The organism is Vibrio sp. HENC-03, assembly GCF_000305755.2.
Classification (GTDB): domain Bacteria; phylum Pseudomonadota; class Gammaproteobacteria; order Enterobacterales; family Vibrionaceae; genus Vibrio; species Vibrio owensii.
Genome location: NZ_JH976047.1, coordinates 57,632 through 70,780, shown reverse-complemented (window position 1 = coordinate 70,780; position 13,149 = coordinate 57,632). Strand labels below are relative to the sequence as shown.

Here is a 13,149-nt window from a genome sequence, read left to right as displayed (position 1 = left end):
TTGTCCACGCGTATCTATACTTTAAATAGCGTTTTCAATAAGTCCCAGTGGTAACACAAGGAGGGCTGTATGAAACAGATACGATTGTGGCTTCTTCCCCTACTCTTGTTTGCCAGCCAAGCGCTAGCGAGCACCGTTTGGGTATTGCCAGTCAAAGGCGCGATTGGTCCTGCTCTGAGTGATTATCTGTCTCGAGAGATTGAAGAGGCTCAGCAAAACGGCGTCGACCTCATCATTCTAAAAATGGATACCCCCGGCGGACTTGATAGCTCAATGAGAGACATCATTCACGCCATCACAACCTCTTCAGTACCCATTGCAACTTGGGTTGGTCCGTCAGGCTCTCGGGCAGCCAGCGCAGGTACCTACATTCTGCTGGCTAGTCATGTCGCTGCGATGGCAGAAGCCACTAATTTAGGCTCAGCTACGCCTGTTTCACTTGGAGGTGCACCACAGCAACCTTCTAGTGCCGACGACAAAGACAATGACGAATCGAAGGATGAATCATCAGGTAAAAACTCCGATAAAGTACCCGCCAAAACCGCAATGGAAAAGAAAGTCATTAATGACGCCAGAGCATATATCAAAGGTTTGGCTCGCTTGCATGGCAGAAACGCAGAGTGGGCAGAGAAAGCCGTCAGCGAAGCTGCAAACATAGACGCTTCAGAAGCGCTAGAGTTAAACGTTATTGATTACATTGCTAACTCGCCCGAAGACTTGGTCACAACCATCAATGGCACAGAGATCAAAGTGAACGGCAAGCCGTATAAGCTGGCGTTAGATAACCCAACGTGGGTGGAACGTGTCCCAGACTGGCGTGCAGAAATGTTGGCGGTAATTACCAACCCCAACGTGGCTTACATCTTGATGCTGATTGGTATTTACGGACTGTTATTAGAGTTCTATAACCCTGGCATTGGCTTGCCAGGTGTGCTCGGTGGGATATGCTTGTTGCTCGCCATGTATGCCCTACAAATGATGCCTGTGAATTACGTTGGTTTAGGGTTACTGCTGCTCGGTATTGCTCTGATGATTGCTGAAGCCTTTAACCCGAGCTTTGGCATACTCGGCTTAGGTGGCGTCGTTGCGTTTGTTCTCGGCTCCATCTTCCTAATGGACAGCGACATCCCCGGCTTCCAAATCGCTCTGCCACTAATCATTGGTATCGCTGTTTTCTCTGCCGGATTAATTGTGATTACCGTTGGCTTGCTTCTTAAAATTCGCAGTAAAAAAGCCACCACCGGACTAGAAACCTACCCGGGCAAACTCGCTGTTGTAAGTGATGATTTTGTTGATGGAACTGGGCTTGTCCAGCTGGATGGTGCTTTGTGGCAAGCCAAAGCTGACGCACAGCTCAAACAAGGAGACCACGTCACCGTGGTAACCATAAAAGGGTTGACCCTAACCGTGAAACCCAGTGACCGCCCTAAGGAATAGGAGGCGCTTATGATGCTCTACACTGTTGCCGTTATCATTGTTTTATTGGTTGCACTGGCAACGCAAATGTTCAAGGTGCTGCGTGAGTACGAGCGTGGCGTGGTGTTCTTCCTCGGTCGCTTCCAAGAAGTAAAAGGACCGGGCTTGATCATCTTAATTCCGTTCATTCAACAAATGGTTCGGGTCGATTTACGTACCATTGTTTTGGATGTTCCGACTCAAGATTTGATCACCCGTGACAACGTATCGGTCAGAGTCAATGCCGTGGTTTACTTCCGAGTTGTGGACCCACAAATGGCAATCAACAATATTGAAAGCTACAGCGATGCCACCAGCCAGTTAGCACAGACAACGTTACGTTCGGTACTTGGTCAGCATGAACTGGATGAGTTGCTTTCTGAACGTGAACGCCTCAATAAAGATCTGCAATCCATCCTCGACCAGCAAACTGACGATTGGGGTATCAAGATAGCAACGGTTGAAGTGAAACATGTCGACCTTAACGACAGCATGGTACGTGCCCTTGCCCGCCAAGCCGAAGCCGAACGTAACCGCCGCGCGAAGATCATCCATGCAACTGGTGAGTTGGAAGCTTCCAACAAGCTAAAAGAAGCGGCAGAAATGCTTAACGAAGCACCTAACGCCTTACAGCTTCGATACATGCAGACGCTCACTGAAATCACCACAGACAAGACATCAACCATTATCTTCCCGATGCCGATTAATCTCGTCGAAGCGGTATCCGATATCGCCAAAGCAGTGAAGAAGAATCAGGGAGAGTCGGAAGAAGGGAAAGAGTAAGCCTAGTAGCCGCTATAGAGGCCAGTAGAAAAAAGGAAAGAGGGAGTAGTCGTTTGCTACTCCCTTTACGAATTCAACATTGATTGAACTTATGCGTCGGTACACTCTTTCTTCATAATTGCTAATCCAGTTTCAAAGCAGTGCCGCCACGCGTACTCCACCCTTTCATCAAAATCAGGATCACATTGGGCGACGGTTTCTAACAGGCTTTCAAACCAGACATCAATGTCTTCAGGGGCGACGCCAATATTGTTATGCCCGTGCTTATTGCCGTATTTACGCATCATGTCACGAGCGTCTGTTGAAGTGGCTGCCATCATCACAAACACGATAGATCCTTTAAGCATCCGGATTTGCTTCTTCATGTCTACGCCATCGAACTTTTGTCTGAAGTTTTCACCTTTCGACCAAAAGTTCTCATAGAACAAATCAAAGAAGTCCTCATGGATTACGCAACGTTCGTAGCTGTCATTAAATACCTCGATTACGTTCATACCCTAGCCTCCAACCAACTTATCTATTTTTATTATGAATGTAATTTGATAATCCTACCAAGCTCGTTGGTGGTTTCTGCGGTTTCTGAACGTCGGCGTACGGAGAATGCCAACCTGCCTTTTAGACGTTCAAATTCGATTTTCAATAAAAAATAGAAAGTGATTTAAACGAAACACGTATTATCAATTCGATAAAAGTCGATATTATGGACTCACTTTCGAGGTACGCATGGTTGTCGATGCTAAGCGCATCCTCATTTGTCTAATAATATTAAGAGGATATAAACGTGTCTCATCAAATCATTACAGACCTAAACAACCGTTACACAGCTAAAAAATACGACGAAGAGAAACGCATCTCTCAAGAAGATATGGCAATCATCAAAGAAGCAATCCGCCTATCTGCGTCTTCTATCAACTCTCAGCCTTGGAAATTCATCGTAATTGAGAGCGACGAAGCGAAACAGCGTTTCCACGACACGTTTGCTAACATGCACCAGTTCAACCAACCGCACGCTAAAGCAGCATCTCACACTATTCTGCTAGCGTACGATCCAAAATTCACTAAAGAGAAATTCGCGAAGCGCGTTGATGCTGAAGTAACTTCTGGTCACCTACCAGCAGACATGTACGACATGTTCATGGGTGCATACGCATTTGCTGAAGCAAACACAGATGAGAACGGCTACAACGGCGGCTGGACTAAAGCGCAAGTTTACATCGCACTTGGTAACCTACTGCACACACTAGCGCGTCTAGGTATCGACTCTACTCCAATGGAAGGTGTTGACCCAACACTGATCGGCGAAGAGTTCAAAGCAGAACTAGACGGTCACGTATGTGAAGTTGCACTAGCAATCGGCTACCACAAAGACGGCGAAGACTACAACCACGGTCTACCAAAAGCGCGTCTAAACATGGATGACGTAATTACTACTCTATAACGAGTATCGTCTCCTAGCTCCTTGGTTCTTAGCCTAGAGCTTAGCTATCTAAATCATTGTTCAAATTGAAAGAGCCGTACTTCTTAGTTTCTCAGTCTAAGAGTACGGCTCTTTTTTTGTCTAAAATCCACTGCCTACATTGACGTAGATTGCGCTTTCTTCATCGCTTATCGCGTAGTCCATTCCTAAATGTAATCCATAGCGGCGAGCAATCTGATAACGAAAGCCGAAGCCACCCGCTTTTACTTTGTTTTCCTTTTCTTCAGACTCTTTTTGAATCGCTTTGCCTTCGCCATAAAAAGCAGAGACTTTCCAACGGTGAGTAATGCTGTAAGTGAGTTGACCTTGTAGCGTTTCGATTTCATCCCCTTGATAACGGTAAGAGGAGACACCGCGTAGCGATACATAAGGCTTTGCCGTTGGAGATACAAATAGGTCATCTTGTTCGAAGCGCTGATAGTTTCCTGCTAAACCAAGTGTCCATTTCTCAGCCAAAGGAATGAAGCCTTCCCCTTCGAGGTTGAGATTACGATAGTTGTAATCACTGCCGATGACATCATCGTAGAACATATAATCGGCACTGATCCTAGCGCCTTTGGTTGGAAAAAAGAGGTTATCTCTGGTGTCGTATTCCAGCTCTAATCCCAAACCCGATGTGAAATTCTCGTCCCCTAATGTCAGTTCCATTATGGTTTCAACGAGTTGGTTGTCCGACTCAACCTTAGACTTTGCCAATAACTGTTTTACGCCAACCATGATAGGCGTGTCTGCAATGCGCACTTGCACCTTTTGTGAGAGCGCGGCAACCGAGGTGGTGGTGCCAAATCTTAAGTCTTTTTGAATTGGGCCAAACGATAACTGTTTATACAAGTCCAGATTTGCAACCCCAAAGCCACCAACACCGATATAACGAACGCGGTCATTGAGCCATGAATGACGGTGTCCTCCAAAGACAAACCATGTGCCATTTTCTGTCCCTAAAGCGCCGGCAACGGTCATTGCAGCAGGAACAAGTTGTGCACCACCATCAATCGCTTCTAGTGCCGCTTGCTTGCGCTTGTTTTTCTCTTCTTCGGTTTCATGGAGAAACAGCCCTGCAACGCCACCACCATAACCAACGGCAGGTTCAGTAATCAAAATGGGAATAGGCAAAAATCCGTGGGCGTTTTCTGCGATGTAATGCCCCATATCAAATTGTCCGTCAATTGGGTCATAAAATGAGGCGAAAGATGGAAATGCCAATAAGACGGATGTAGAAAGTAACGCACCTTGGCGTTGGCGATTCATAAAAAATCCTCAGATAAAAAAAGCCGGGCAGTAACGACCCGGCTGAAAATTCTGCATCCGTGCAGCAGACATATAGATAAAACACTTTTTGCTCTGGGTGACCCCATTCGCAAGGCTAGATTAAGGCAAAATAGTGATATCCCATACTCTCGTATAGAGGGTGTGATCCTTCAAAATTTGAAGACGGATATTTTGAGTCGGATAAAACGAAAACAAGGCTCGAAATGAACCTTGTTGGAATGAAATGAGCCTTTGGAATCAGCGACGAAGGCTGTCTTCGAATCGCTGACGATAGTTATTTATCACGGTCATTAGCGATTGCTTGATATCACCAATCTGTTTGGAATGCGGACACCAAAGCGCAAAACCAAACTTGAACCCTTCAAGCATCTCGGCAGATTCGACAGGTTCAATCGAATGGTTGGCAAACTCAGTGTTAGCAAAGGTTTTAGGCAGTAGCGCCCAGCCCAAGCCCGCTTCGACCATTTTTATCACGAGGGCAAGCTGATCGACTTCTTCGTTATCAGAGCTAACGATGATCTTCTCCGCCATGCCTTCTTCGATAAATGAGCGTAAGACAAATTGCTTGCTGCTTTTCAATGCGGTTAAGACTTCATCTTTCTTCAACTTAGACAGCTCTCCACCTTTTTGTGCAAAAGGGAAAAACTCGAAATGCCCAAGGAAGGTGGCATCAAAACTGTGCATCGCCTGACTATCATGAACATTCACGATACCGAAGTGGAACTCACCACTAGCGATCCTTTTTTGATGTCCTGTTTATTCCGGACAAAGAAGTTCACTCGCATTAACGGAAAGTCACGTAATAATTGCTGGCGAATTTCAACCAAAGCACGATGCGGAATCACACTAGAATAGGCGATGTTAACGCTTTCTAATCCACCGTAAGAAAGACTCAGTGCGACTTTATCGAAAGTACGAGCCTGTTCGATGGTTTGTTTAGCATAGTGGTACAGATGGTGACCATCTTCTGTTGGCTCTACCGATCGCCCGACTCGTTCAAACAAGTTAACCGCAAGTTGGTCTTCAAGATTGGTGATCACCTGCCCTATTGTGGTTCGGTGCTTATTGAGTTTGACCGCCGCCTTACTGAATGAAAGCTGTTCATAAACGGTCACGAACGCGAGAAGTTGTTCAAAACTAAAATTCATAGGTTGTGCTTACTTTTTAGAGTTATCTAATTAAATTATCACAAGATAGTAGAATTGCTACTCGGTAACGGTAACAAGCTGCGTTTGAATTCCTTCTCGACGACATAAAAAAACCTACTAAAGTCAGTAGGTTTCTTCCATCTTAGTTGTACTCAACAACGCGAGCCAAATAGTTAAATTCACCCGAGTCACCATGGTAATCGCGGTAAACATCCACACTAAAATACTTAGGTTGGTCAGCTTGAATGTGGTCAACGATCTTCTGTTCTAGTGACGCTAGCGTCTCACCAGTTTGCGAATACACAAACTGCTTGTTCACTTTTTCCAATTTGCGTTGCTTTGCTTCTTTGTGTGAGACATAGTTGTTGATCTCTTCCCACTTACCCACGTACTCGACTGCCACGTAACTCGAGTTCTCATCAATCATGATAAAGGCTGCACCTTCTTCTTTAATGGCAGACAGTTGCTGCATGTCGCTGTCGACTTTTTGCTGGTCAAGGTGAGCACCACTTTGTGCAAATGCAGTCGCAGAAGCAGTAAGCATCATTAACGTTAGAACGGCTTTTTTCATTGTGTTTTTTTCCTGTGTTAAGGGAGTTCAGTCACCCAAAGTTGTCCTTGGGTAGCTTTTTTGAATCCATATTCGTAAATCGTTAGCAAGTAATGTTGGTCGAACATGTCTTTCGTCACTTTGGCGTATCCGAAGTCTTGGTCGATATAAGTAAACTGCATCTCAATATCGTTGATTTCACTGATGTATTTCATTCGATACAGATCACCACGAGTTTGCGCTAACGTAAGGCTTGAGACGCTTTTCGATACCAAGTCCAAACCTTTGTCTTTTAGTGGTCGGTACGGTGCTTTCAAAGCACCATTACGAATCACATCCAGCTGAGGTGCTTTTTCTAACCCCAGAGCCTCTGAGATTTGTTGATAGTCGAAGTTAGACGGATTAAAGAACACCTGAGCTGCGAGACCACCATCTACGTGTAACTCTTCAAGTGCCTCCCCATCATGTTCAACATCGATAAATTGTGGAGGGAAAACACCAGGGATCGATGCACTTGCGGCAAGCACTTTGTAGATCAATTCTGATTTGTCCGCTAAGTCGCTGTTCGCAATCGCGCCGATGTTCCAAATTACTAATTCACCTGAATCAAAATGGGTACTGCCGATAAAGAGGCGTTTACCATTGCGATGTTGCTGTGCCATCGCCTCAATCATTGGCTCAGGGTAAGCATCCGCAATGAAGTCATAAAGGTTCTCGCCATCAGTAAACGCATCCTTAAACAGTGTGTTTAAAAAGTTCTTTTTACCCAGAACGCTTTTGTCGTTGATGTTGAGCATGACCTCTTTCATCTTTGGCATTGCATCACCACCGATGAAAACAAATGGCGCAATTAACGCACCTGCGCTGATGCCGGTAATGATGGCGTAGTCTTTCAGCTCACCCTTTTCCTGTAAGCCCATCAAAACGCCAGCACCATACGCACCGTTTACGCCACCACCCGATAAGGCCAAAATATTGAGCTGTTCACCTTCTACTTTGATTGGTGTGGTTTGATTGTGTGCCGAATAAAGGAAATCAGGCGCTTCATTGGCCCACATTCGAAGCGGCTCTTTCGGTGTTGAATTTGCGATTTCAACGTCTTTGTAGTTGCTTGGAGAAACACGGACATCCAGCGTATGGGGTGAACTACAAGCCGCTACCAAGAGCGAGAGTGCTATCGTTACACCAGAGGAAATTAAACGATTCATAGTCAGTCTCATTTAATGTTCTCTGGCGTATGACCAGAGACTCAGTTTGAAGTTAATTGGGTCAAAATGAAGTCCGTTTCGTTGTGTGGAAGTACTATATCTAAGCGCATCAAAACGCTGTAATCGCAGATGTAGGACGCTATCCATCAATGCAATGACGCACAGATTTCATAACGTCGCGCTTAGCTTCTAATCATCACTTTACGTATCCATCTGCGCCGTAGCACTAGGCGATTTTCACGACATTAAACTCATGCGTCGGCTCGACAAATTCGTATTGGCCGTTGATCGTCTGCAGTTCCCATGTGCCATAGCCTTTGGTGATCTCTAATACGCCATAAACCGCATTGTGAGCATGACGAAATGCTGCGACAGGAGACATCTTCTTCACCAAACAAGAAGTGAAAATTGCAGAAATCAAATCCCCAACGCCCACGGGTTGCTGGTCAAAATCAATACTTGGGCGTTGAGCTAAATAACACGCTTTTGGTGTCGCTAAGATCATACTGAAGGCATCATCTGTTAGCGCATGCAGGTGTTTCACCAATACCATTTTTGGTCCCAGCTCTAGGGCTTTTTTGCATGCAGTGACCGCATCATAAAGGGAGTCAATTTTCACGCCCGTTAGCTCACTCAGTTCAAACTGGTTTGGAACAATCACATCAGCGATGGGCAACAAACTATGGCTGATCGCTTCTTTGACGCCGTCCTCTACAATACAGCCTTTATCTGGATCACCCATCACTGGGTCGCACACGTAAAGCGCGCTGTGGTTACGCGATTTAACTAAACTGACGGCTTCAGCGACGGCGCGGCATTGCTCTGCGCTGCCTTGATAACCGGACAGTACCGCACCGCATTCACTGAGCTTTTCAATATTGTCCAAACCGCGCATTAATGAACGAATATCGTCAGAGCCGAATCGTTGTCCCGTCCAGCCTTGTTGGTATTGCGTATGATTTGAGAACTGAACCGTGTGGATTGGCCAGACTTCAAGCCCCATTCTCTGCATTGGGAAGACTGCAGAACTGTTTCCGGCGTGGCCATAAACCACATGAGATTGAATAGAAATAATGCTTTTCATAAGTCACTCTTAATTGGGAAGTTTGTTAGCTTGGCGACTAAATAAACACAATGCCGCGCACTGTGCTTATTTGGTCGGAATAGCCTCGACAACGCCGAGGCCTATTCTTAATCAGGCTGGATTAATTAGCCTTGGAACTCAGCAAAGTACTCATCCAACACTTTGCGTGTTGCACGACCGATAAGCTCGTATTCGTGGTGAGTAAGGTTTGCTAACGAAACTCGAACTGATGCGTGCACTACATCGAAGCCTTTGCCTGGAAGTAGGATAACGCCGGTTTCATGTGCAAGGCGGAACAGGAAGTCTTTGCCCTTCTCGCTCGCTTTGAACCATTCAACGAAGGCTGGTCCGTACAATTTGCCGCCCAAAGTGTCGAGCTCAAGCAGTGTGTAGTAGTCCACACGATCTTTGTTTTCTTCAATTTCTACACCCATGTTTTTGTACAGAGTTTTGTAACGCTCACGGATGATGCGTTTACATGCTTCTTTGTAGTTTTGTTCTGAGTCCATCAAGCAGTTCAATGAGAACAACGCCATTTGAACTTGTTGAGGAAGAGACAAACCTGCTGTGTGGTTAAGCGCTACGCTGCGGCTGTCTGCTACGATACGGTCAATAAACTTAATCTCACGAGGTTCCGGAGTCAGTGTTTTGTAACGATCGTCCAACTCAAGTTGACGCGCTTCAGGAAGGCTGCGCATTGCATCGTCAAACACGTTGTTGTGTTGAATTGCAATCGAGCCTAAACGCCAGCCTGTTGCACCGAAGTACTTAGAGAACGAGTAAACACAAAGCGTGTTGTATGGCAGTTTCGCGAACAGTGAGACAAAGTCGTCCGCAAATGTGCCGTATACATCGTCAGTCACAATGAACAGGTCGCTACGTTCGTTGTTCACGAAGTTTGATAGGTTATCCAGAGTCTCGTCCGAGAACTTCACAGACGCTGGGTTTGCTGGGTTCACGACACAAAGCAGTTTGATGTCTGTATCTGCAAGCTTTTCGATTTCAGACATAGGCAGTTGCCATGTTGTCTCATCCAGACGTAGCTCAACGATTTCCAGTTCGTATTCACTAAGCTCTGGGATCTCTAGGTACGGCGTAAAGATTGGAGTGATTAGCGCAACCTTGTCGCCTTTCTTCAATAGACCGTTGTTGAACATAGTTTGGAAGGTGTACGTCATAGACGCTGTACCGCCTTCAGTTGCAAACAGATCGAAGTCTGTTGTCATTGGCATTGGGCCGTACATTTCTTCTGCAATGTATTGCTTCACAACGGTTTCGATGTTCGTCAACATACGTGGTGGCACAGGGTAGTTACATGCAAGGTATGCGTTAACCAGTTCTTTCAAGAAAGCTTGTTTCTCTAGACCCAAACGGTCTTTTGCGTAGCTCAGCGACTTTTCCAAGAACTGCACGCCTTTGTCTTGTTTGTTGTTGCTTGCAAACGTGTCGAAGCGCTCAACAATGCCCACACCATCAGGAATGCCACCGAAGCCACCATCTAGGTATGAGTATGTGCGCTCAGCTTCCAATACTGCGAATTCACCCAAACGAATGAACGCTTTACGTGGTAGCGTCGCTAGAAAGTTAGGGTTACCACGACCAGCATCTAATAAGGCGCGGTCAGGAACAGTTTGTGCCACTTCAATTAGTTTATCTTTTAATTCAAATGGGCTTAAATCTGCAAATTTTGAAAAATCAATTGTTGTGTTTTGCGTAGTCATAATATTTACCTGAATCTATTATTTACTTAAATTTTGAGAATACTTCCCCTATCGCCTATTTAATTAGGCGATAAGCGTGTTCGAATTTATTTAAATTACATGCCTGCGTTTAAAGTAATAATGCCGACAATAATTGGACCCCATAGGGTAAGCAGTACATTAGCCACTGCATAAGTCACGGTGAATGAGAATACTGGCGTTGCGTTGCCTGTTTTTTCCATTAAAGCCGCGAATGCTGGGTTTGCACTTCGTCCACCTGTGACACAACCTAGCGCTTCAACTGGATTCTTAATCTTCAATACAAAGTATGAGAAGAAGAACGAAATAAACTGAGGAATAATGGTCACAGCCATACCAAGGAACAACAGAGACATGCCGTGTTCTTTGATGGTGTCGACCGCTTGAGGGCCTGCCTCTAGGCCAACAATGCCTACAAATGCTGCCAAACCGAAATCTCGAATGAAGTTCGCCGCACCTTCTGGGAACTGAGCAACGTGGGGATTGCGGCTACGCAACCAACCGACGATCAAACCTGAGATCAAACAACCTGCACCAGAACCGATGGTGACGGGAATACCTGCAATCTTAAAGCTGATGAGACCAATCAATAGACCAAGCACCATACCCATACCAAGCACAATAAAGTCCGTCATGGTTGCAGAGCCCATGCGTTGACCGATGTTTTTCTCAACGCGATTAATGTCTTTTGCTGTACCTGTAAGCTGGATGACGTCGTTTTTCTTCACCACAAGATCCGGCGTCATTTCGATAGAGTTGCCTTCACGAATGTAATCCGTCACATAAATACCGCGCATTGAACCTTGGTTCGAAGCCTCTTTGATCTCTTGCAGCGACTTACCAATCAGTTTGCGGTTGTCTGCGATCAGTTGACGGTTTTCTTCTATAACTTCATAGCCTTCTGGAAGTGCAATCTCGTTGTCAGCCAAACCATCCTGCAGCTGATGTACCGCATTACGACGACCTGTTACAACAATGACATCCCCTTCTTTCAGTGCTGTGAATTTGTCCACTTCTAGCACTTTGCCATCACGTTGAATCAATTCAATACAAGCAGCTAGAGCGTGTTGGTTTAACTGAGCTAGGGTTTTGCCTGCTAGCCCGCCATCTTTGCTCACTTTAAATGCTCGTGTAACCAGCGCGGTTACTGCGTTGAATTCACCCGGCGCAAGATCGCGCTTACCGTTTGAGTTTTTCTCTTCTAGAGCAATCGCTTCTGCTCGGATATCCCACTTCATCAGTGTTGGGAATACCCATGTCACCATAAGAATTGGACCCAGCGAACCAAAGATGTACGTAACTGCGTAGCCTACTGCGACGTTGGTCTGCATTAGGTGTTTCGCTTCTTCTGTCACACCACCAAGACGTGCGATCGCATCACCCGCTGTACCGATGATTGCCGATTGAGTCAAACCACCAGCTGCAAGACCTGCTGCCGTACCTCTGTCTAGATCAAACATCCAAGCTGCCGCTAACACACAAAGCAGACCTGAAACCGTCATAACCACGGCAGAAAGTAGAATGTTGATGGTTCTAAAGTTCAATGCTTTGAAGAACTGCGCACCACCTTGATACCCTACTGCGTAAATAAAGAGCGCAAAGAAAATGCTTTTTACGCCGGGATCAATATGAACACCAAATTGCCCAATAATTACACCCATTAATAATGTTCCGGCAACACCGCCAAGAACAAATCGACCAATGGTAATTTTACCAACCATATAACCGAGAGAGAGCGTAATAAAGAGAGCAACAAATGGTGCCATGTCAAAAAGGTTAGAAATAATTTCCATGACAATTTTACTCTTATTAATAAATATAAAACTCAAATAATCTAACGAATAATCTGTCACTCATATTTGTTGGATTATTTAATTTAAAAAGCATCTCGTTTGCTTCGAAGCGAATATTAAGAACAAAAACTCACAACTCGTAATCCCATTTGAAGGATGAAACCATCACTTCGCATATTCAAACGCAAACATTGAAAAATAATTGTCGAAAATTTAATAACTTAGTGTTCTGCAATAGGCACCAGATAAATCGCAAAATAATTTTATTTTTGTTTTCGCTCTCCAAAAAACGATTTGGTTGCATCATTACCTCTATATAGCGCATAGCACCTTTCGTTTGATGGATTAGATCCTCCAAAAGCGATTATCACGGATGCCATCATTTGCCTTATCTTTCCATTCATCAAGTTAATAGAGAACAACACCATGAACTCAATGCCACATGAACTTGTGTGGGGCGAAGTTTACTTCCCACCCTTGTTGCTGGTTATTGCATTGGCTTACATGCTCACCATTTTGGTCGGAACCGTTGCTACAAAACTAGGTATCCACAAATACATTGCATTTCCTGCACTCGCAGAGCTGAGTCTAATTGTGATTTTTACTGGCGTTATTGGTCGATTCATTACCATCTTTTGAGGCA

General features: G+C 45.1%; 11 protein-coding genes and 1 pseudogene. 4 read left to right on the top strand and 8 right to left on the bottom strand.

The window, feature by feature from the left end:
• The first annotated feature begins 69 nt into the window (after window positions 1-69).
• Window positions 70-1,437 (top strand): NfeD family protein, encoded by a 1,368-nt coding sequence (locus tag VCHENC03_RS24865; RefSeq protein ID WP_009704108.1) that lies wholly within the window; start codon window positions 70-72, stop codon window positions 1,435-1,437.
• A 9-nt stretch (window positions 1,438-1,446) separates the two neighbouring features.
• Window positions 1,447-2,238: a slipin family protein gene (locus VCHENC03_RS24870; RefSeq protein ID WP_005435702.1), complete on the top strand. Its 792-nt coding sequence runs from the start codon at window positions 1,447-1,449 to the stop codon at window positions 2,236-2,238.
• A gap of 89 nt (window positions 2,239-2,327) precedes the next feature.
• On the opposite strand, the gene VCHENC03_RS24875 is transcribed toward VCHENC03_RS24870, so the two are convergent.
• A complete protein-coding gene (locus VCHENC03_RS24875; protein ID WP_009704107.1) occupies window positions 2,328-2,732 on the bottom strand; it encodes a hypothetical protein in 405 nt (134 codons plus the stop codon).
• A gap of 287 nt (window positions 2,733-3,019) precedes the next feature.
• Between VCHENC03_RS24875 and VCHENC03_RS24880 the strand changes: the two genes are divergently transcribed.
• Window positions 3,020-3,676, top strand: a complete 657-nt coding sequence (locus VCHENC03_RS24880; RefSeq protein WP_005435698.1) for an NAD(P)H-dependent oxidoreductase — start codon at window positions 3,020-3,022, stop codon at window positions 3,674-3,676.
• A gap of 120 nt (window positions 3,677-3,796) precedes the next feature.
• Here the strand turns inward: VCHENC03_RS24880 and VCHENC03_RS24885 are convergent, their stop codons facing one another.
• From VCHENC03_RS24885 to aspT, 7 genes and pseudogenes are all read right to left on the bottom strand, one after another.
• A complete protein-coding gene (locus tag VCHENC03_RS24885; protein WP_009704106.1) occupies window positions 3,797-4,963 on the bottom strand; it encodes a BamA/TamA family outer membrane protein in 1,167 nt (388 codons plus the stop codon).
• 258 nt (window positions 4,964-5,221) lie between these two features.
• Window positions 5,222-6,132, bottom strand: a pseudogene (locus VCHENC03_RS0125155) (LysR family transcriptional regulator).
• 142 nt (window positions 6,133-6,274) lie between these two features.
• Window positions 6,275-6,703, bottom strand: a complete 429-nt coding sequence (locus VCHENC03_RS24890) for a hypothetical protein (RefSeq protein WP_032801931.1) — start codon at window positions 6,701-6,703, stop codon at window positions 6,275-6,277.
• A 17-nt stretch (window positions 6,704-6,720) separates the two neighbouring features.
• On the bottom strand, window positions 6,721-7,890 hold the full coding sequence (locus VCHENC03_RS24895) for a patatin-like phospholipase family protein (protein ID WP_009704102.1): 1,170 nt from the start codon (window positions 7,888-7,890) through the stop codon (window positions 6,721-6,723).
• 226 nt (window positions 7,891-8,116) lie between these two features.
• Window positions 8,117-8,974, bottom strand: coding sequence for a pyridoxal kinase PdxY (gene pdxY, locus VCHENC03_RS24900; RefSeq protein WP_009704101.1), 858 nt, complete (start codon window positions 8,972-8,974; stop codon window positions 8,117-8,119).
• Between the two features lie 125 nt (window positions 8,975-9,099).
• Complete coding sequence (locus tag VCHENC03_RS24905) at window positions 9,100-10,695, bottom strand: bifunctional aspartate transaminase/aspartate 4-decarboxylase (RefSeq protein ID WP_009704100.1); 1,596 nt, start codon at window positions 10,693-10,695, stop codon at window positions 9,100-9,102.
• Window positions 10,696-10,790: 95 nt separating this feature from the next.
• Window positions 10,791-12,506 (bottom strand): aspartate-alanine antiporter, encoded by a 1,716-nt coding sequence (gene aspT / locus VCHENC03_RS24910; RefSeq protein WP_009704099.1) that lies wholly within the window; start codon window positions 12,504-12,506, stop codon window positions 10,791-10,793.
• 426 nt (window positions 12,507-12,932) lie between these two features.
• On the opposite strand from aspT, the gene VCHENC03_RS24915 reads away from it, so the two are divergent.
• Entirely contained in the window at window positions 12,933-13,145 is a 213-nt protein-coding gene (locus tag VCHENC03_RS24915) for a DUF1656 domain-containing protein (protein WP_009704098.1), read from the top strand.
• The last annotated feature ends 4 nt before the right edge of the window (window positions 13,146-13,149 follow it).

Excerpts from the sequence above, each read along its gene's own strand:
- VCHENC03_RS24890 (WP_032801931.1), bottom strand. The coding sequence starts at position 6,703 with ATGAAAAAAGCCGTTCTAACGTTAATGATGCTTACTGCTTCTGCGACT.
- VCHENC03_RS24875 (WP_009704107.1), bottom strand. The coding sequence starts at position 2,732 with ATGAACGTAATCGAGGTATTTAATGACAGCTACGAACGTTGCGTAATC.
- pdxY (WP_009704101.1), bottom strand. The coding sequence starts at position 8,974 with ATGAAAAGCATTATTTCTATTCAATCTCATGTGGTTTATGGCCACGCC.
- VCHENC03_RS24870 (WP_005435702.1), top strand. The coding sequence starts at position 1,447 with ATGATGCTCTACACTGTTGCCGTTATCATTGTTTTATTGGTTGCACTG.
- VCHENC03_RS24865 (WP_009704108.1), top strand. The coding sequence starts at position 70 with ATGAAACAGATACGATTGTGGCTTCTTCCCCTACTCTTGTTTGCCAGC.
- aspT (WP_009704099.1), bottom strand. The coding sequence starts at position 12,506 with ATGGAAATTATTTCTAACCTTTTTGACATGGCACCATTTGTTGCTCTC.
- VCHENC03_RS24885 (WP_009704106.1), bottom strand. The coding sequence starts at position 4,963 with ATGAATCGCCAACGCCAAGGTGCGTTACTTTCTACATCCGTCTTATTG.
- VCHENC03_RS24895 (WP_009704102.1), bottom strand. The coding sequence starts at position 7,890 with ATGAATCGTTTAATTTCCTCTGGTGTAACGATAGCACTCTCGCTCTTG.
- VCHENC03_RS24915 (WP_009704098.1), top strand. The coding sequence starts at position 12,933 with ATGAACTCAATGCCACATGAACTTGTGTGGGGCGAAGTTTACTTCCCA.
- VCHENC03_RS24905 (WP_009704100.1), bottom strand. The coding sequence starts at position 10,695 with ATGACTACGCAAAACACAACAATTGATTTTTCAAAATTTGCAGATTTA.